The organism is Streptomyces sp. NPDC005791 (assembly GCF_042871485.1).
Lineage (GTDB): Bacteria > Actinomycetota > Actinomycetes > Streptomycetales > Streptomycetaceae > Streptomyces.
This window is the reverse complement of record NZ_JBIAIP010000002.1, coordinates 555906-574559: the sequence shown is the minus strand read 5'-3', so window position 1 is coordinate 574559 and position 18654 is coordinate 555906. Positions and strand designations below refer to the sequence as shown.

Here is an 18654-nt window from a genome sequence, read left to right as displayed (position 1 = left end):
GAGAGTGGAGCCATGAACACATTCATGAACTACTTGGCCGTAACGGTACTTTTCGCCCTCGTCCTGCTGCCCGCGCTCGTCGGGCTCGCGCGGGAGCGACGGATCGACCGTGAGCTCCGGGACGCGGAACGGAACCGGGAGGCGGCGCCCCCGCGCGAGGCGGACGCCGCACAGCCGGTCCTGGTCACGCGGCGCCCGTACCTCAGGTCCTGGGCACGGATTTAGAAGTCGTCGTCGAAGCCGACGGACCCCTCCACCGCCACCTGGTAGGCGGAGGGGCGGCGCTCGAAGAAGTTCGTCAGCTCCTGCACCCCCTGGAGCTCCATGAACGAGAACGGGTTCTCCGAACCGTAGAGCGCGGGGAAGCCGAGCCGGGTGAGCCGCTGATCGGCGACGCACTCCAGGTACTGGCGCATCGACTCCGTGTTCATCCCCGGCAGGCCCTCGCCGCACAGGTCGCGGCCGAACTGCAGCTCCGCCTCGACGGCCTCCTTCAGCATGTCGGTGACCTGCTGCTGGAGCTCGTCGTCGAAGAGGTCGGGCTCCTCCTTGCGGACGGTGTCCACGACCTCGAACGCGAAGTTCATGTGCATCGTCTCGTCGCGGAAGACCCAGTTGGTGCCCGTGGCGAGACCGTGCAGCAGGCCGCGCGAGCGGAACCAGTAGACGTACGCGAACGCGCCGTAGAAGAACAGGCCCTCGATGCACGCGGCGAAACAGATCAGGTTGAGCAGGAAGCGCCGGCGGTCGGCCTTCGTCTCCAGCCGCTCGATCTTCTCGACCGAATCCATCCACCGGAAGCAGAACCGTGCCTTCTCGCGGATCGAGGGGATCTCCTCGACGGCGTCGAAGGCCGCCGCGCGGTCCTCCGGGTCCGGGAGATAGGTGTCGAGCAGCGTCAGGTAGAACTGGACGTGCACGGCCTCCTCGAACAGCTGACGCGACAGGTACAGCCGTGCCTCGGGCGAGTTGATGTGTTTGTAGAGCGTGAGCACCAGGTTGTTGGACACGATCGAGTCACCCGTCGCGAAGAACGCGACCAGACGGCCGATCATGTGCTGCTCACCGGGTGAGAGCTTGGCGAGGTCGGAGACGTCGGAGTGCAGGTCGACCTCCTCCACCGTCCAGGTGTTCTTGATCGCGTCCCGGTAGCGTTCGTAGAAGTCCGGGTAGCGCATGGGGCGCAGGGTCAGTTCGAAGCCCGGGTCGAGCAGGTTCTTGTTCGGGGTCGTGGTCATTACTGGCAGGCCTCGCAGGACTCGGGGTTTTCGAGGGAACAGGCGATCGCGTCCGCGTCGGGAGCGGACGCCTGCTGCACGGGGACCGTGGCGGCGGCCGTCCCGGACGCCGCGCGGGCGATCCGGGTCGCCGGGCGTGAGCGCAGGTAGTACGTCGTCTTCAGTCCCTGCTTCCAGGCGTACGCGTACATGGAGGAGAGCTTGCCGATCGTCGGCGTCTCCAGGAACAGGTTCAGTGACTGGCTCTGGTCGAGGAACGGCGTACGGGCCGCAGCCATGTCGATCAGGCCGCGCTGCGGGATCTCCCACGCCGTGCGGTACAGCGCCCGCACGTCCTCGGGGATCCAGCCGAAGCCCTGGACCGAGCCGCTCGCCTCGCGCAGGGCCTCGCGGGTCCTGGCGTCCCAGACGCCGAGCTTCTTCAGCTCGTCCACCAGGTAGGCGTTGACCTGGAGGAACTCCCCGCTGAGCGTCTCCCGCTTGAAGAGGTTGGAGACCTGGGGCTCGATGCACTCGTACACACCGGCGATCGAGGCGATGGTCGCGGTCGGCGCGATGGCGAGCAGCAGTGAGTTGCGCATCCCGCTCTTCGCGATCCGGGCCCGCAGGGCGTCCCAGCGCTCCGGCCAGTTCAGCTCGGTGGCGTAGTGGTCGGGATGCAGGACGCCCCGGGCGGCGCGGGTCTCCGACCAGGCGGGCAGGGGACCCGACCGTTCGGCGAGGTCGCAGGACGCCTCGTAGGCGGCGAGCATGATCCGCTCGGAGATCCGGGTGGAGAGCGCGCGGGCCTCGGGGGAGTCGAACGGCAGGCGGAGCTGGAAGAAGACGTCCTGCAGGCCCATCGCGCCCAGGCCCACCGGGCGCCAGCGGGCGTTGGACCGGCCGGCCTGTTCGGTCGGGTAGAAGTTGATGTCCACCACCCGGTCGAGGAAGGTCACCGCTGTACGCACGGTGGCGTCCAGCCGTTCCCAGTCGATGGTGCCGTCGGCGACGAAAGCGCCGAGGTTGACCGACCCCAGGTTGCAGACGGCCGTCTCGTCGTCGTCGGTGACCTCCAGGATCTCGGTGCAGAGATTCGACGAGTGCACGACACGGCCCGGCTCGGCGGTCTGGTTCGCGGTCCGGTTGGAGGCGTCCTTGAACGTCATCCAGCCCTGCCCGGTCTGAGCGAGCGTCCGCATCATCCGCCCGTACAGCTCACGGGCCGGGAGGGTCTTGCGGGCGAGCCCTTTGGCCTCGGCGGCCCGGTAGGCGGCGTCGAACGCGTCGCCCCACAGGTCCACCAGTTCGGGTGCGTCGGCCGGGGAGAACAGCGACCACTCCGTGTCCGCGTCGACGCGGCGCATGAACTCGTCAGGGATCCAGTGCGCGAGGTTGAGGTTGTGCGTACGCCGCTGGTCCTCGCCGGTGTTGTCGCGCAGCTCCAGGAACTCCTCGATGTCCGCGTGCCAGGTCTCCAGGTAGACGGCGGCGGCGCCCTTGCGGCGGCCCCCCTGGTTCACCGCGGCGACCGAGGCGTCGAGCGTCTTTAGGAACGGCACGATGCCGTTGGAGTGTCCGTTGGTACCGCGGATGAGTGAACCCCGGGCGCGGATACGGGAGTACGAGAGACCGATGCCGCCCGCGTGCTTGGAGAGGCGCGCCACCTGGTGGTAGCGGTCGTAGATCGAGTCCAGCTCGTCCAGCGGTGAGTCCAGCAGGTAGCAGGACGACATCTGCGGGTGGCGGGTGCCGGAGTTGAAGAGGGTGGGGGAGGAGGGCAGGTAGTCGAGCCGGCTCATCAGGCCGTACAGTGCGGCCACTTCCTCGAGGGCGCGCTCGGAGGTGTCCTCGGCGAGGCCGGCGGCGACGCGCAGCATGAAGTGCTGCGGGGTCTCGACGACCTCGCGGGTGAGCGGGTGGCGCAGCAGGTAGCGGCTGTGCAGCGTCCGCAGCCCGAAGTAGCCGAAGCGGTCGTCGGCTCCGTCGGCGAGCGCCCGGTCGACCAGCGCGTCGAGGGCGTCGGCGTGCAGGATGACGAACTCGGCCGTACGGTCCGCGATCAGGCCCTCGCGATGGCCGACGGCGACCGATGCCGAGAAGGAGACAGCGCCCTGGCCGGCGGCCTCGTCCGCGATGGCCCGGGTGAGGAGCCGGGCGGCGAGCCGGGAGTAGGCCGGGTCCTCGGAGATCAGGCCGGCGGCCGCCTCGGTGGCCAGCGAGCGCAGCTCGGCCTCGTCCGCCCGTGCGCTGCGGCCGCGCAGTGCGGCGGCGGCGACCCGTCCGGGATCGGTGTCGGGCAGATCGGCGGTGAGGCCGGTCAGGGTCCGCAGCAGTGCGGTTCCGGGAGCGTCGGTCGTGCGGCCTTCGGATGCCGCGGCTGAAACCGGGTCGGCTGGCGCGATGGTCACTGGGGGCTATCCCTCGCTCGGCCCAGGGCCTGCGGGAGCGGGGCAGCCGGGCACGACGGTGCCCGGGGAAGGACAGCACGGCGCACGGCGTCCACCGGCCCTCCGCGGGGCCCGGACGTCTCGGCGTCCGGTTCGGTCGAGCCGGACGCACTGTCGACAGGTCTTCGGACTTCGGGGTGCCCGGAAGCACACCGATCACCGTTGCGGGACAGTTCCGGATTCGCACCGGATTCCCCTGCGGCGACAGCGAGGTCGAGCATACATGTGGGGGCTGTCGATCGACGTAGCCCCCATATGTTGTGTCGTGACGAGTCAGAGCTGCAGGCGGTACGTCAGGAGCGAGGAGCCCTCCAGCGGATTGCGGTCCAGCTCCGGAGTCGGTACGGAGCCGAGGCGGTGGGGCCAGCCGCCCGGTACGACGACGTCCCGGCAGGGTGGACCCTGCCGGGACGTCGTCGTACTCCGTGACCGCTGCTGGAGGTCAGTGACCGCCCGGCGCACCCGCTGTGGCCGGCGGGAGCTCGGCCTTGACGCCCGGGTCTCCGACGTCCGCCGTGTAGTCCGACGGCGAGGTCTCGTCCACACCGGCCGGGGCCTTCACCGCGTTGAGGACGAAGGTCAGCACGACCACGACGACGAGGTTCAGCACGAACGCGGTGAGACCGATGTAGCCGATCTCGCCGATGCCGGGGATCTCCTTCGAGGACCCGCCGAAGTGCTTCTGGGTCGGGCTGGCGACGCCGTACGCCGCCACGGTGCCGTAGAGCATTCCGATCGCCCAGCCCGCGATCAGGGCCCAGCGGTGGAACCATCGGGTGAACAGGCCGCCCACCAGGGCCGGCATCGTCTGGAGGATCCAGATACCGCCCAGCAGCTGGAAGTTGATCGCGACCGTCTTGTCCATGGTGAGGACGAAGGCGAGCGCGCCGACCTTGACCAGGAGCGAGACCAGCTTGGAGACCTTGGTCTCCTGCGCCGGGGTCGCGTCGGGCTTGATGAAGTCCTTGTAGATGTTGCGGGTGAAGAGGTTCGCCGCGGCGATCGACATGATCGCGGCCGGCACCAGGGCGCCGATCCCGATCGCGGCGAAGGCAACGCCCGCGAACCAGTCGGGGAACATGTTCTCGAACAGCTGCGGGATCGCGAGCTGGCCGTTGTCCACCTTGATCCCGGCGGCGATCGCCATGAAGCCGAGCAGGGCCAGGAGGCCCAGCATCAGCGAGTACAGCGGCAGGATCGTGGTGTTGCGCCGGATGACCTCACGACTGCGGCTGGAGAGCGTCGCCGTGATCGAGTGCGGGTACATGAAGAGGGCCAGCGCCGAGCCCAGAGCCAGCGTGGCGTAACCCCACTGGCCCATGTCACCCGGGACGAGGCCCGCGACGGGCTTTCCCGCAGCCTCGTTCTTCGCCGAGAACGCCTCGCCCGCCTTGGCGAAGATGTCGTCGAAGCCACCGAGCTTGATCGGGATGTAGATGATCGCCACGGCGATGACCAGGTAGATCAGTCCGTCCTTGACGAACGCGATGAGCGCGGGCGCGCGCAGCCCCGAGGAGTAGGTGTACGCGGCGAGGACGGCGAAGGCGATCAGCAGGGGCAGGTCCTTGATGAACCAGTGCGTGGTCTCGCCACCGCCGACGCCCATGACGTCCAGCACGGCCTGGATGCCGACCAGCTGGAGCGCGATGTACGGCATCGTGGCGAGGATGCCGGTGAGCGCGACCGCCAGTGAGAGCCCTTTGGAGCCGAAGCGACCGCGGACGAAGTCCGAGGTGGTGACGTATCCGTGCTTGTGCGAGACCGACCACAGGCGCGGAAGGAAGGTGAAGATCAGCGGGTAGACGAGGATCGTGTACGGGACGGCGAAGAAGCCGGCCGCGCCCGCCGCGTAGATCGCCGCGGGCACCGCGACGAAGGTGTACGCCGTGTAGAGGTCGCCGCCGAGCAGGAACCAGGTGACCCAGGTGCCGAACGACCGCCCACCCAGGCCCCATTCGTCGAGGCTGGCCTCGTTCTCGGCCTTGCGCCAGCGCGCGGCCATGAATCCGATGACCGTGACGGCCACGAAGAAGAAGATGAACACGGCGAGTGCGACGCCGTTCACGCCGTCCTTCATGCGGACGCACCCCCCTTGCGGGCGCGCTGGTCACGCTGCCACAGCTTGTACGCGATCATGGTGAGAGCGGTCGAGACCAGCACCCAGAGCATCTGGTACCAGTAGAAGAACGGGATGCCGATGAAAGTCGGTTCGACCTTCGCGTACGAGCCGACCCAGAGCATCGCCACGAACGGGGCGATCAGGCAGAGCCCGATGACCACCCTGGCCGGTGTCACTGTCGGTGCTGTCGGTGGGTTCGCATCGTTTTCTTCTGGCATGTGGCGACTCCGTCCCCTCGCTGATCACCTGGTGCAATGCGCAGGAAATCTAAGCGAGAGTTCCGGCCACCGTCACCCCCCGTCCGCATTGCGGTCCTGCAACGGTCCGGTGTCGCCCGAAATGCCTGGTCCCCCTGTGCGTACAGGGGGACCAGAGGTGTCAGGGAGTCCGTGGCGTCTCAGTCCGTGGGACGCTTCAGGCGGGCCACGAACTTGTACCGGTCACCCCGGTAGACGGAGCGAACCCACTCCACCGGTTCGCCGTCCCCGTCGATCGAATGCCGGGACAGCATGAGCATCGGAAGCCCCACGTCCGTGCCGAGCAGCCCCGCCTCGCGCGGCGTGGCGAGCGAGGTCTCGATGGTCTCCTCGGCCTCGGCGAGCCGGACGTCGTACACCTCGGCCAGTGCGGTGTAGAGCGAGGTGTACTTCACCAGTGAACGGCGCAGCGCGGGAAAGCGCTTGGCCGAGAGGTGGGTGGTCTCGATGGCCATCGGTTCCCCGCTGGCGAGCCGGAGCCGCTCGATCCGCAGCACCCGCCCGCCCGCCGTGATGTCCAGCAGCCCGGCGAGCGTGTCGTCCGCCGTGACATAGCCGATGTCCAGCAGCTGGGAAGTGGGTTCCAGCCCTTGGGCGCGCATGTCCTCGGTGTACGAGGTGAGTTGGAGGGCCTGGGAGACCTTCGGTTTGGCGACGAAGGTGCCCTTGCCCTGGATGCGCTCCAGCCGGCCTTCGACCACCAGCTCCTGGAGGGCCTGGCGCACCGTGGTGCGCGAGGTGTCGAACTCCGCGGCCAGGGTCCGCTCCGGCGGCACCGGGGTGCCGGGCGGCATGGTGTCCGTCATCTCGAGGAGATGGCGCTTGAGCCGGTAGTACTTCGGGACGCGTGCGGTACGCGTACCCGCACCGGTCTCGCTCGTACTGCTGCCCCCGTCGGCACCCATGGCCCGCCTTCCCGACTGCTGCGTTGCTGCCGTCACCGGCTCCTCCGTCTGTCGCGGCTCACATGGTGGCACGGTCCGGTCACGGGTCGTCGCCCTCCCTCAGGTGTCGGTCCGATAACGGACGCGAGTGCACTTCTTATACACCCTTGACACCCCTAAAGGTCTAGGCCAAGCTCCCGGTACTGGTCTAAACCATTAAAGACCAGGTCCCAGCCCCACAGGTAGCGCCAGGCGTACGTCTTCGCGGTGGGCGGGGGGTTGCTGGTATCCCTGAGGAGGGTGTGGCATGAAGCGCAAGCTCATTGCGGCAGTAGGCGTCGCAGCGATGATGACCGGAATCGCGGCGTGTGGCGGGGACAGTAATGACAACGCCTCGAAGGACCCGAAGGACCGCACCGAGAGCCTGACGGTCTGGCTCATGGTCGACGCGCAGAGCACCTGGCCGGAACTGGTCGAAGACGTCAACGCGCAGTTCAAGAAGAAGTACCCGAAGGTCAAGGTCGACGTCCAGTACCAGCAGTGGGCGGACAAGGCCAAGAAGCTCGACACAGCCCTCGGCGGCGACAAGTTCCCGGACGTCGTCGAGCTCGGCAACACCGAGACCATGCAGTACATCCTCAACGGTGCCCTGGCCGAGATCGACCCCGAGAAGTACGACAACTCGGACACCTGGATCAAGGGGCTGAAGGACACCTGCACCTTCGAGGGCAAGCAGTTCTGCGTGCCTTACTACGCCGGCGCCCGTGTCGCGGTCTACAACAAGGACATGCTCAAGAAGGGCACCGGCAGCGACGCCCTCCCGCAGACCGAGGACGAGATGCTCGCCGCACTCGACAAGGTCTCGGCGGAGTACACCAAGCAGGACAAGCGCTTCTCGTCCCTCTACCTCCCGGGCCGTTACTGGTACGCGGCCATGTCCTACGTCGCGGCCTACGGTGGCTCCATCGCCGAGTACGACGAGGGCGCGAAGGAGTGGAAGGGCAACCTCTCCTCCCCCGAGTCCCAGAAGGGCATCGAGCACTTCGTCAACCTGGTCAAGAAGTACAACAAGGCCGACCAGACGAAGGACGAGCAGGACCACGCCAACGTCATGGCCAACGAGAAGGCGGCCCTGATCTACGGCAACGGCTGGGAGGCCGGCTCCGTCGTCGACGGTGCCAACAACGGCAACCCCGAGCTCGAGGGCAAGATCGGCACGGCGGGTATGCCGGGCCCGAACGGCAAGGCGCTCCCGTCCTTCATCGGCGGTTCGGACCTCGCGGTGACCGCCAAGTCCAAGGTCGCCGACCTGGGCGAGGAGTGGGTCTCCCTCTTCACCAGTGAGAAGTCGCAGGAGGTGCTGACCTCCAAGAACATCCTTCCGAACAACGAGAAGCAGCTCGAGCCGCTGAAGTCCAAGCCGGAGACGGCCGCCGTCGCGAACGCGGTGCCGGACGCCTGGTTCACGCCGATCGCGCCGGGCTGGACCTCCATCGAGAAGGAGGAGGTCCTGGAGAACATGCTCCTGGAGATCCTCAAGGGTGCCTCGGTGGCCGACGCCGCCAAGAAGGCCGACGGCAAGGTCGACGAGCTCATCAACAAGTAGTCCGGGCCTTCGGCTCTCCAGGCGCGGGGCCCCGGCGAACACCGGGTCCCCGCCGCCCCCTTCTCAGGTAGAACGCCGTGATTCCCGGGTGCAGATCCCCGGAATCCCGATGGAAGGTCAGTCACGTGACTGCTGCCGACACCAAGGCCGCCGGTCCACCGGTCCCCGTACCGCGTGCCCCGGAGAAGACCGGGACATCGCCCTCCGGGCAGGAAGCCGCCGGGCCACGCCCCAAGAAGCGGCGGAAGAAGGGTGAACTCCTCCCCTACTTCCTGATCCTGCCGGCGATCCTGGCGATCGCCGCCGTCTACGTCTACCCGCTGATCAAGACCGTGATCATGTCCTTCCAGGACCTGGGGCGGGCGGCCCTCTGGGGCAACGGCGAGACCCCGTGGGTCGGCTTCGAGCAGTTCACCAACATCCTCGGCGACTCCGAGTTCTGGTCCGTCGTCGGCCGGACCGTCGTCTTCATGACCCTGTGCGTCGTGCTGACCATGGGCATCGGCCTGCTGATCGCCCTGATGATGCTGAGGGTCTCCACCTGGGTGCGGCTCGTTCTCACCGTGGCGCTGATCGCCGCCTGGTCCATGCCGCTCATGGTCGCCGCGTCGGTCTTCCGCTGGCTCTCCGACTCCGACTACGGCCTGATCAACACCCTGCTCGCCGACCTCACGGGCAACGAGGACCGGTGGCTCGGCCACAACTGGTTCCTCGACCCGTGGCAGGGCTTCGGCATCATCACGCTCCTGGTGGTCTGGGGCGCCATCCCGTTCGTCGTGATCACGATGTACGCGGCCCTGACCCAGGTCCCCAAGGAACTGGAAGAAGCGGCGGCCCTCGACGGAGCCACCGCGTTCGGCGTGTACCGCTACGTGACCTGGCCCGTCATCAAGCCGGTCTTCACCATGGTCGCCACGCTCTCGGTCATCTGGGACTTCAACGTGTTCGGTCAGATCTGGCTGCTGCGCGGCAACAAGCCCGAACCCGAGTACGAGACCCTCGGCCTCTACTCCTTCTCCAAGGCGTTCGAGTCCACCTCCTTCAGCCAGGGCAGTGCGATCGCACTGATCACCGTCCTGATGCTCTCCGGCGTCGCCGTGTACTACCTGCGCCAGCTGATCAAGACGGGAGAGGTCGAATGAGCGCCTCCGCACCCACGAACGCACCGGCCCAGGTCCTGCGGCCCGACCGCAGGAGGAACCGCCTCGGCTACAACGTCCTGGCGCTGGTCACGGCCGCGCTCATGGCCTTCCCCGTCTACTGGCTGCTCGTCAGTTCGCTGCGTCCCAACCACGAGATCCGGTCCTACGACCAGACCCTGTGGCCCTCCTCCCTCACGTTCGACAACTTCGCGCGGGCCGTGAAGCAGGACAACTTCGCCACGGCGATCCAGTCGAGCCTCATCGTCTCGGTCACGGCAGTCGTCGGCGGAATGATCATCGCCACCCTCGCGGCGCTCGCCATCGGGCGCTTCCGCTTCTTCGGGCGGAAGGCGCTGATGATGGTCATGATCCTGGTCCAGATGCTGCCGCCGACCGCGATGCTGATCCCGATCTACCTCCAGCTCAACGCACTGGGAGGCATCGACGAGTACTGGGGACTCATCGTCGTCTACCTCGTGTCCACGCTGCCCTTCGCGACCATCATGATCCGCGGATTCGTGATCAACATCCCCGTGGAGCTCGAGGAGTCGGCGATGGTGGACGGCTGTACCCGCATGGGGGCCTTCCGCCGGGTCATCTTCCCGCTGCTGGCGCCGGGGCTCGCGGCCGCGTCCATCTTCGCCCTGGTCAACGCGTGGAACGAGTACCTCTTCGCGTACATCCTGATCAACGACAACTCCAAGTACACGCTCAACGTGTGGCTGATGACCTTCACCACGGAACGCGGTACGGACTACGGCGCGCTGATGGCGGCCTCCACGCTCATCTCCGTCCCGGTCGTCATCTTCTTCATGATCATCCAGGGGAAGATGGCCACCGGGCTCACCTCCGGCGCCGTGAAGGGATAGTGCGGCTTCCATGACCACCCTCGTATCCACCACCGACACCGTCACCCGTGACGCGCTCGCGGTCCTCCAGCCCGGCTTCACCGGCACGAGCGCCCCCGACTGGCTCCTTCGCAGGGTCGGCGAAGGCCTGGCCTCCGTCGGGCTGTTCGGCCGCAACATCCACTCACCCGAGCAACTCGCCGCGCTCACCGCCCGCCTCCGGGCCGAGCGGGACGACGTACTCGTGGCCATCGACGAGGAGGGTGGCGACGTCACCCGGCTGGAGGTCCGCAGCGGCTCCTCCTTCCCCGGCAACCTCGCTCTCGGCGCCGTCGACGACGTCGACCTGACCAGAGCCGTCGCCAGGGAGCTGGGCCACCGGCTGGCCGAGTGCGGTGTCAACCTCAACTGGGCGCCGTCCGCGGACGTCAACTCCAATCCGGGCAACCCGGTCATCGGCGTACGCTCGTTCGGCGCCGACACCGGACTCGTCGCCCGCCACACCGCCGCGTACGTCGAGGGCCTCCAGGCCGCCGGCGTCGCCGCGTGCACCAAGCACTTCCCGGGGCACGGCGACACGGCGGTCGACTCCCACCACTCGCTGCCGCGCATCGATGTGGACCTGGACACCCTGCACGCCCGTGAGCTGGTGCCTTTCCGGGCGGCCATCGCAGCGGGTTCCAAATCGGTGATGAGTGCACATATCCTGCTTCCCGCACTCGACCCGACCCGGCCGGCGACCCTGAGCCCGCGGATCCTCACCGGTCTGCTGCGTCAGGAGCTGGGTTACGAGGGTCTGATCGTCACCGACGGCATGGAGATGGACGCCATCGCCGGCACGTACGGCATCGAGCGGGGATCCGTCCTCGCCGTCGCCGCGGGCGCCGACGCCATCTGTGTCGGCGGCGGGCTGGCCGACGAGGACACCGTCCTGAGGCTGCGGGACGCGTTGGTGACGGCGGTTCGGACAGGTGAACTACCAGAGGAGCGGCTGGCCGACGCGGCCGCACGTGTACGGGCCCTCGCGTCCTGGACGCGGGGGGCCAGGGGGGCTGCCTCGGAGCCGGGCGCGGACGTGCAGGAGGGGACCGCGCCCGGCCCCGGAGCCGGCATCGGGCTGGTCGCGGCCCGTCGGGCCGTGACGGTCACGGGCGCCGCCGAACCGCTGACCGAGCCCGCCTACGTCGCGGCGTTCAGCCCGGTCGCCAACATCGCGGTCGGCGACGAGACCCCGTGGGGCGTCGGGGCCGAGCTGGCCCGGAGACTGCCCGGGACGACGACGGACACCTACAGCAGCGGGAGCGCGTCACCGGCCGCGAAGGTGCTGAGTGCGGCGGGGGAGCGGCGCATCGTCGCGGTCGTCCGTGACGCCCACCGGCACGCCTGGATGAACGAGGCCCTGGACGCCGTACTGGCGGCGCGTCCCGACACGGTCGTGGTCGAGATGGGCCTGCCGGAGGCGCCGCCCCGGGGCGCACCGCACATCGCCACGCACGGCGCGGCACGGGTGTGCGGGGTCGCGGCCGCGGAGGCGATCACGGGCACGGGTCCCTGAGCCCCGGAGGGGCGACGTGCGAGGGCCGGGCCACCGTGAGGGTGGCCCGGCCCTCGCACGTACGGGAGCTCTACAGGCCCTGCCACCGCGGCTTCGCCGCATACGTGGCGCGGAAGTAGTCCGCCAGCTTCAGCTTCGACGCGGCAGCCTCGTCGACCACCACGGTGGCGTGCCGATGCAGCTGGAGCGCCGACGCCGGCACGACCGAGGCGACCGGGCCCTCGACGGTGAGGGCCACCGCGTCGGCCTTGCCCTCACCGGTGGCCAGCAGGATCGGGTGGCGGGACTCCAGGATCGTGCCGATGCCCTGCGTGATGACGTGGCGGGGCACCTGCTCGATCCGGTCGTCGAAGAAGCGCGCGTTGTCGATCCGCGTCTGTTCGGTCAGCGTCTTGATACGGGTGCGGGAGGCGAGCGAGGAGCACGGCTCGTTGAAGCCGATGTGTCCGTCGGTGCCGATGCCGAGCAGCTGGAGGTCCACCCCGCCTGCCTCGGTGAGCGCCTTGTCGTACGCCTCGCAGGCCGCCTGCACGTCCTCGGCGGCGCCGTCCGGGCCCATGAAGGACTTCTCGGACAGGCCGAGCGGCTCGATGACCTCGCGCAGCACGACCGAGCGGTACGACTCGGGGTGGCCGGCGGGCAGCCCGACGTATTCGTCCAGCTGGCAGATGCGGGCGCGCGAGGCGTTCACGGCTCCGGAGCGGACCTTCGCTGCCAGCGCCTGATAGATGGGCAGCGGGGTCGAGCCGGTGGCGACGCCGAGCAGGGCGTCGGGCTTGCGGCTCAGCAGGGCGGCGATGGCCTCCGCGATGAGCTCGCCGCCTGCCGTGGCGTCCGGGACGATGACAACTTCCACGCTGTGCCTGCCGATCTGGAGAGTGGCGTTATGTGGTATAGACCAATCTGGGCCCCAATCTAGCAGAACGACGCGGTCCGGAGGTGGACCCGGTCGCCTGTACGTCACTGGTTGTCGCCCTGTCGGCGGACGGCCTCGGCCGTGAGGTGGGGTGAGCGGGGTGCCCCCGGAAACACCCGCGGGCCGCGGCGCCGGGACGGGACCCTCAGCCCGTCCGGCACCGCAGCCCGGAGCTACCTGGCCGGCGGTGTGCGGTGCCTCCGGCCACTGGAGGCACCGGCGCAGTCAGGGCAGAGAGCGCCGGATACCTCGGTCCGCTCTCCTGTGCGGGGAGAGCGGAGGTCTGTCGCGCAGGGGGACACGTTCTTCCTGTGGCGCCCCTACGTGGTGCATTGTGGACTAGACCAATAGCCCGTGTCCATCGGTCGGCACGGACCTTCTCCCGTGCTGGTCCGCCCCCTCACAGTGTCACGCATCCGTGGACCGTTCGGTTCGGAACCTCTTCCTCTCCACGGGTACGCTCGCACACGTGCCCTCCATGAACGACCTCGTCCGCCAGCACACAGCCCTGAGTGACACCGACCTCGAGTGGCTCCATCTGCTGGTCTCGGAGTGGCAGCTGCTCTCCGACCTGTCCTTCGCCGACCTCGTCCTGTGGGTGCCCACCCGCGACGGGACCCGCTACGTGTCCGTGGCGCAGATGCGGCCCAACACCGGCCCCACCTCCTACCAGGACGACATGGTCGGCCACCTCGTACCGCGCGGCCGACGGCCGCTGCTGGACGCCGCCCTGGACGAGGGCCGCATCGTGCGCGAGGGGGATCCGGAATGGCGGGAGGAGGTGCCCGTCCGGGTCGAGTCGATCCCCGTACGGAGAGAGGGCCGGGTTCTCGGGGTCATCGCCCGCAACACCAACCTCCTCACCGTGCGCACACCGTCCAGGCTGGAGCTCACCTACCTCCAGTCCGCCTCCGACCTGGCCCAGATGATCGCCGCCGGCTCCTTCCCGTTCCCCGGCCAGCAGGTCGACATGGACGCGTCGCCGCGCGTCGGCGACGGGCTGATCAGGCTCGATGCCGACGGCGTCGTGCAGTACGCCAGCCCCAACGGCCTCTCCGCCTACCACCGGCTCGGCCTGGCCTCGGACCTCGTCGGCCACAACCTCGGAGCGACCACCGCGGAACTCGCGCCGTCACGCGGTCCCGTGGACGAAGCCCTGGTCAAGGTGGCGAGCGGGTACGCGCCCCGGGAGTTCGAGGTCGAGGGCGCCGGCGGAGTCATCCAGCTGCGCGCGATCCCGCTCAAACCCAAGGGAGTGCGCATCGGTTCTCTTGTGCTGCTGCGCGATGTCACGGAACTGCGCCGCCGCGAGCGGGAATTGATCACGAAGGACGCCACCATCCGGGAGATCCACCACCGGGTGAAGAACAACCTCCAGACCGTGGCCGCCCTGTTGCGGCTCCAGGCGCGCCGGATGGACTCGGAGCGTGGCCGCGAGGCGCTCAACGAGGCGGTTCGGCGCGTCGGTTCGATCGCGATCGTCCATGAGACGCTGTCCCAGAATCTGGACGAGCGGGTCGAGTTCGACGAGATCGCCGACCGTGTGATCGCGATGGTTGCCGAGATCTCGCCCGGAAAGGTCACCTGCCGCCGCACGGGGCGCTTCGGGGTCCTCGATGCGGAAGTGGCCACTCCGCTCTCGATGGTGCTCACCGAGGTGCTGCAGAACGCACTGGAGCACGCGTTCACCGTGGCCGAGCGCGGCACGGTGGAGGTGTCCGCGGTGCGCGGCGGCTCACCGGCCGAGGGCCGGCTGCTGATCACCGTGACGGACGACGGGCGTGGGCTGCCCGAGGGCTTCGATCCCCAGCGGGCCGGAAATCTGGGGCTGCAGATCGTGCGCACCCTGGTGGAGGGTGAGCTGGGCGGCACCTTCGGCATGGTCCCGGCCCCGACGCGGGGCACGCAGGTGCTGCTCGACATCCCCGTGCAGAACGACAAGTAGCACAAGCAGTGGGCCCGGACCGTGGTGACGGTCCGGGCCCACTGCGTGGTGCTCACGGTGCGATGCGCTTCGGGGGTACTGCGCGCTGCGACTCGAAGGCGGGGCTGTGCGTACGCTCTGTACGCGCCGCCGGGCTGAGGCTCGTCGTGCGGGGGGCGTCGGTCAGGCGCTGGCGTTACGCGCCCGGTTGCGAGCGGCGCGGCGCTTCATTGCGCGGCGCTCGTCCTCGCTGAGGCCACCCCAGACGCCGGAGTCCTGGCCGGACTCGAGCGCCCACTGCAGGCACTGCTCCATGACGGGGCAGCGACGGCAGACGGCCTTGGCTTCCTCGATCTGCAGCAGCGCAGGACCGGTGTTGCCGATGGGGAAGAACAGCTCGGGGTCTTCCTCACGACAAACGGCGTTGTGACGCCAGTCCATGGCTGCTACCTCTCCTTGGTATTACATGCTGGTGCTTGTGAATGTGAACGCTTTCACGAATCCCCCCGCAGACGAAGGTCCGACGCCCAGATGAACTGGATGTGGTCCTGTTGTGGTGAGGAGGGGTTCTGGCTCTCAGTGGAGGCCGATGTTGCGGGCCGTCCCGATCGCCATGTAGAGATTCCCAAACCTCGGCAGCGGATACAACCCCTTCTGGAAAGTTTTTTTTGATTCCTCGGTGTCGACTAGGTCACAGCCGTACTTCTAAGGGGTGGGAACCAGCCCAAACGTTCGAGTCAAAGGACTTTCGCCCCTTCCACTCACACAATCACACGCAGTGCACGGCGTACGCCTGTGAACGTCACGCTCGTACGCAGTCCCAAGTGGTCGCCGTCCATCTGGAAGGGCAGCGGCGCCTTTGAATGCAAGGTGAAGTCCGTGAGGTCATGCAGGGACACGGCGTGCTTACCGTGTGGTCCCCTCTCCGGACTGGAAGTGAGCAACTGGGTGGCGTACCGGGCCACCGCGGGGGTGGTGAGACGCTTCAGTCCGAGGATGTCCAGCCCGGTGTCGAAGGACGCCTTGGGGGCGGCGTACATCGGGCGATTCCCCAGGTAGGTCCAGGGTGCGGTGTTGCAGACGATGGACAGCGCCAGGTCCGTGACCGGGTCCCGGCCGGGGACGTCCAGGGAGATCAGCCCGTTGCGCCGGTGCGGTTCCTCCAGGAACTGCCGGACCACCTGGCGTACGTACAGGGGATGGGTCGAACGCTTGCCGAGCTCGCGCTTCTGTTCGACCCTGCCCAGGACGCCGGCGTCGAATCCCAGTCCGGCGCAGAAGGTGAACCAGCGTTCCGGGACGGCCTCGTCCGTCGTGCCCGGAGTGCCGACCGCCAGTCCGAGGCCGACGGTGCGCTCGCTGCGGCCGGCCAGGGCGTCCAGGATCGCGCCGGTCGCCTCCACGGCGTCGTTGGGGATGCCCAGGGCGCGGGCGAAGACGTTGGTGGACCCGCCGGGGACCACGGCCAGGCTCGGCAGGCCCTCGGGGTCGGGGCCGCGGTGCAGCAGGCCGTTGACCACCTCGTTGACCGTGCCGTCGCCCCCGAGGGCGACCACGAGGTCGATGTCGTCGGCGTCGGCGGCCCGTCGTCCCAGGTCCCGTGCGTGCCCGCGGTACTCCGTGGTGACGGCCTCGATCTTCATCTCGCTCGCCAGGGCGTGGATCAGGACGTCACGTGTCCGCGCACTGGTAGTGGTGGCAGCTGGGTTGACCACGAGGAGTGCGCGCATGCCCGCCAGAGTACCTACCGCGCGGTACCGGGCCGAAGCCGTGATCCACCGGTCCGCGAGCGGTCACGCACCGTGACCGGCTCCCGAGGGCATGCCGCCGCGGCCCCGACTTCGCGTTCGGCCGGCCGGGATGCGAATCTGAAAGGCGTGAGCACTCAGCAGAAGACGCCCTCTCCGTCGCCCTCGGCCGGCCCGGAGAAGCCGGGCCGGATCGCCGCCCTGGCCGCACTCAACGCGCTCGAAGGTGCGGCGCTCGCCATCGGCGGGATCTACATGCTGGCTGTCGGGCTCTTCGGACGGCCCGACAGCATCCAGCAGGCCGAGATGGGCGGACTCACGCTGGTGGCACTCGGGCTGATCCCGTTGTTCGCCGCCCGTGGACTGCTGCGGCGCCGCGGCTGGAGCCGTGGCCCCGCGCTCATCACCCAGCTCATGGCGCTGCCGGTGGCCTGGACGCTGCTGCGGTCCCAGGGGGCCCTGATCCCGGCGGGCATCCTCCTGGCCGTGGTCGCCGTGACGGCGCTCGTGCTGGTGATCGACCCGGCGACCACGAAGGCGCTGGGCATCCGGGGGCCGCGGACGACCCCGGACGCCTGACCCGGCGCAACGCCCCGCCCGGCCCTACTCCTCCACCAGCAGCCGCTCGCGCAGCTGCGCGAGGGTGCGGGCCAGGAGACGGGAGACGTGCATCTGGGAGATGCCGACCTCCTGCGCGATCTGCGACTGGGTCATGTTGCCGAAGAAGCGGAGCAGCAGGATCCGCTTCTCGCGTGGGGGGAGGTCCTCCAGCAGCGGCTTGAGCGACTCGCGGTACTCGACGCCCTCCAGCGCCTCGTCCTCGGAGCCCAGTGTGTCCGCGACCGCCGGCGACTCGTCGTCCGTGTCCGGGACGTCCAGCGAGAGCGTGCTGTAGGCGTTGGCCGACTCCAGCCCCTCCAGGACCTCCTCCTCGGAGATGCCCAGGCGCTCCGCCAGCTCGTGCACGGTGGGGGAGCGTCCGTGCTGCTGGGAGAGCTCGGCGGTGGCCGTGGTCAGCGACAGCCGGAGCTCCTGGAGACGCCGCGGGACCCGCACCGCCCAGCCCTTGTCCCGGAAGTGGCGCTTGATCTCGCCGACGACCGTGGGGGTCGCGTACGTCGAGAACTCGACGCCGCGGTCCGGGTCGAAGCGGTCCACCGACTTGATCAGCCCGATGGTGGCGACCTGCGTCAGGTCGTCCAGCGGCTCACCGCGGTTGCGGAACCTGCGGGCCAGATGCTCCACGAGCGGCAGGTGCATCCGCACCAGCCGGTTGCGCAGCTCGGCCTTCTCCGTCGAACCGTCGGGCAGTCCCCGGAGTTCGACGAAGAGCGCCCGCGCCCCGCTGCGGTCGTGTGGATCGTGGTGCCCGTGCTCGCTCATCTGGCCCGCCCGCTCCGCCTGCGCATGCTCCACCGCGGCCGGACGGCCCTGCGTGCCGTCCGCCCCGCCTTCCGGATGCGGCCGGGCCTGCTGCTCCGGAAGGGCTGCTGGGCGCACCGCCTCCGACCGGATCGTCTCGTCCCGCACAGGACCGTCCCCGTTCCCGTCGCTCACGCCGGCCCGGGTCCCGCGCCGCGCTGTTTGTAGAGGCTGATGCTGACCGTACGGTCGTCCGCGACCGTGGAGTCGACCTTGCCGGCCAGTGCGGAGAGCACCGTCCAGGCGAAGGTGTCGCGCTCGGGGGCGCGTCCGTCCGTCGTGGGGGCCGAGACGGTCACCTCGAGGGAATCGTCGACGAGTCGGAAGACGCAGCTGAGGACGGAGCCCGGCACGGCCTGCTGAAGCAGGATCGCGCAGGCCTCGTCGACCGCGATGCGAAGATCCTCGATCTCGTCGAGAGTGAAGTCCAAGCGCGCTGCGAGACCGGCCGTGGCCGTACGCAGCACCGACAGGTAGGCACCCGCAGCGGGCAGCCGGACCTCTACGAAGTCCTGGTTCCCGGGCTCGCCTGCGATCTGGGACACCCTCACCTCCAAGGTGGCACA

17 protein-coding genes and 1 riboswitch are annotated in these 18654 nt (G+C 68.8%); of the genes, 7 read left to right on the top strand and 10 right to left on the bottom strand.

The genetic code is table 11. The features are described 5' to 3' along the window. Positions 1 to 12: 12 nt before the first annotated feature. Positions 13 to 225 carry a hypothetical protein gene (locus ACFYSH_RS06925; RefSeq protein ID WP_388751231.1) on the top strand — a complete coding sequence of 71 codons (213 nt, stop codon included), beginning with the start codon at positions 13 to 15 and terminating at the stop codon, positions 223 to 225. Here ACFYSH_RS06925 and ACFYSH_RS06920 read toward each other — a convergent pair. The 5 genes from ACFYSH_RS06920 to ACFYSH_RS06900 all read right to left on the bottom strand — a co-directional run bounded on the left by ACFYSH_RS06920 (position 222) and on the right by ACFYSH_RS06900 (position 6948). Continuing rightward, complete coding sequence (locus ACFYSH_RS06920) at positions 222 to 1238, bottom strand: ribonucleotide-diphosphate reductase subunit beta (protein ID WP_359472317.1); 1017 nt, start codon at positions 1236 to 1238, stop codon at positions 222 to 224. The two genes, ACFYSH_RS06925 and ACFYSH_RS06920, sit on opposite strands and share 4 nt — an antisense overlap. Then, positions 1238 to 3628, bottom strand: a complete 2391-nt coding sequence (locus tag ACFYSH_RS06915) for a ribonucleoside-diphosphate reductase subunit alpha (RefSeq protein ID WP_388751228.1) — start codon at positions 3626 to 3628, stop codon at positions 1238 to 1240. Before ACFYSH_RS06915 ends, ACFYSH_RS06920 begins: the two co-directional genes overlap by 1 nt. A 137-nt stretch (positions 3629 to 3765) precedes the next feature. Continuing rightward, a riboswitch (cobalamin riboswitch) is annotated at positions 3766 to 3900 on the bottom strand. A 209-nt stretch (positions 3901 to 4109) separates the two neighbouring features. Further along, a complete protein-coding gene (mctP, locus tag ACFYSH_RS06910) occupies positions 4110 to 5744 on the bottom strand; it encodes a monocarboxylate uptake permease MctP (RefSeq protein WP_359472321.1) in 1635 nt (544 codons plus the stop codon). After that, positions 5741 to 6004: a DUF3311 domain-containing protein gene (locus ACFYSH_RS06905; RefSeq protein WP_388751226.1), complete on the bottom strand. Its 264-nt coding sequence runs from the start codon at positions 6002 to 6004 to the stop codon at positions 5741 to 5743. The genes mctP and ACFYSH_RS06905 overlap by 4 nt, the downstream gene beginning before the upstream one ends. Before the next feature lie 179 nt (positions 6005 to 6183). Beyond that, a complete protein-coding gene (locus ACFYSH_RS06900) occupies positions 6184 to 6948 on the bottom strand; it encodes a GntR family transcriptional regulator (RefSeq protein WP_359472432.1) in 765 nt (254 codons plus the stop codon). A 286-nt stretch (positions 6949 to 7234) separates the two neighbouring features. Here ACFYSH_RS06900 and ACFYSH_RS06895 point away from each other — a divergent pair, with 286 nt between their 5' ends. From ACFYSH_RS06895 to ACFYSH_RS06880, 4 genes are all read left to right on the top strand, one after another. After that, the gene (locus tag ACFYSH_RS06895) at positions 7235 to 8533 is read left to right on the top strand and encodes a sugar ABC transporter substrate-binding protein (protein ID WP_359472325.1); all 1299 of its coding nucleotides are present in this window, start codon (positions 7235 to 7237) and stop codon (positions 8531 to 8533) included. Positions 8534 to 8658: 125 nt separating this feature from the next. Beyond that, positions 8659 to 9675 carry a sugar ABC transporter permease gene (locus ACFYSH_RS06890; RefSeq protein WP_359472327.1) on the top strand — a complete coding sequence of 339 codons (1017 nt, stop codon included), beginning with the start codon at positions 8659 to 8661 and terminating at the stop codon, positions 9673 to 9675. Continuing rightward, positions 9672 to 10544: a carbohydrate ABC transporter permease gene (locus tag ACFYSH_RS06885; RefSeq protein WP_359472329.1), complete on the top strand. Its 873-nt coding sequence runs from the start codon at positions 9672 to 9674 to the stop codon at positions 10542 to 10544. The genes ACFYSH_RS06890 and ACFYSH_RS06885 overlap by 4 nt, the downstream gene beginning before the upstream one ends. A gap of 10 nt (positions 10545 to 10554) precedes the next feature. Beyond that, positions 10555 to 12078 (top strand): glycoside hydrolase family 3 protein, encoded by a 1524-nt coding sequence (locus tag ACFYSH_RS06880; protein WP_388751223.1) that lies wholly within the window; start codon positions 10555 to 10557, stop codon positions 12076 to 12078. A gap of 70 nt (positions 12079 to 12148) precedes the next feature. On the opposite strand, the gene nagB is transcribed toward ACFYSH_RS06880, so the two are convergent. Then, positions 12149 to 12934, bottom strand: a complete 786-nt coding sequence (gene nagB / locus ACFYSH_RS06875) for a glucosamine-6-phosphate deaminase (protein WP_359472333.1) — start codon at positions 12932 to 12934, stop codon at positions 12149 to 12151. Positions 12935 to 13472: 538 nt separating this feature from the next. Here nagB and ACFYSH_RS06870 point away from each other — a divergent pair. Further along, on the top strand, positions 13473 to 14939 hold the full coding sequence (locus tag ACFYSH_RS06870; RefSeq protein WP_388751275.1) for a sensor histidine kinase: 1467 nt from the start codon (positions 13473 to 13475) through the stop codon (positions 14937 to 14939). 162 nt (positions 14940 to 15101) lie between these two features. Here ACFYSH_RS06870 and ACFYSH_RS06865 read toward each other — a convergent pair whose 3' ends face one another. Further along, a complete protein-coding gene (locus ACFYSH_RS06865) occupies positions 15102 to 15359 on the bottom strand; it encodes a WhiB family transcriptional regulator (RefSeq protein ID WP_003953983.1) in 258 nt (85 codons plus the stop codon). A 320-nt stretch (positions 15360 to 15679) separates the two neighbouring features. Beyond that, entirely contained in the window at positions 15680 to 16648 is a 969-nt protein-coding gene (locus tag ACFYSH_RS06860; RefSeq protein WP_359472335.1) for a diacylglycerol kinase family protein, read from the bottom strand. Positions 16649 to 16795: 147 nt separating this feature from the next. Here ACFYSH_RS06860 and ACFYSH_RS06855 point away from each other — a divergent pair, with 147 nt between their 5' ends. Beyond that, positions 16796 to 17245, top strand: a complete 450-nt coding sequence (locus ACFYSH_RS06855; protein ID WP_359472337.1) for a hypothetical protein — start codon at positions 16796 to 16798, stop codon at positions 17243 to 17245. 24 nt (positions 17246 to 17269) lie between these two features. Here the strand turns inward: ACFYSH_RS06855 and ACFYSH_RS06850 are convergent, their stop codons facing one another. Both ACFYSH_RS06850 and ACFYSH_RS06845 read right to left on the bottom strand, forming a co-directional pair. Further along, positions 17270 to 18223 (bottom strand): RNA polymerase sigma factor SigF, encoded by a 954-nt coding sequence (locus tag ACFYSH_RS06850; RefSeq protein ID WP_359472339.1) that lies wholly within the window; start codon positions 18221 to 18223, stop codon positions 17270 to 17272. Further along, positions 18220 to 18633 carry an anti-sigma regulatory factor gene (locus ACFYSH_RS06845; RefSeq protein ID WP_003966375.1) on the bottom strand — a complete coding sequence of 138 codons (414 nt, stop codon included), beginning with the start codon at positions 18631 to 18633 and terminating at the stop codon, positions 18220 to 18222. Before ACFYSH_RS06845 ends, ACFYSH_RS06850 begins: the two co-directional genes overlap by 4 nt. Positions 18634 to 18654 lie beyond the last annotated feature (21 nt).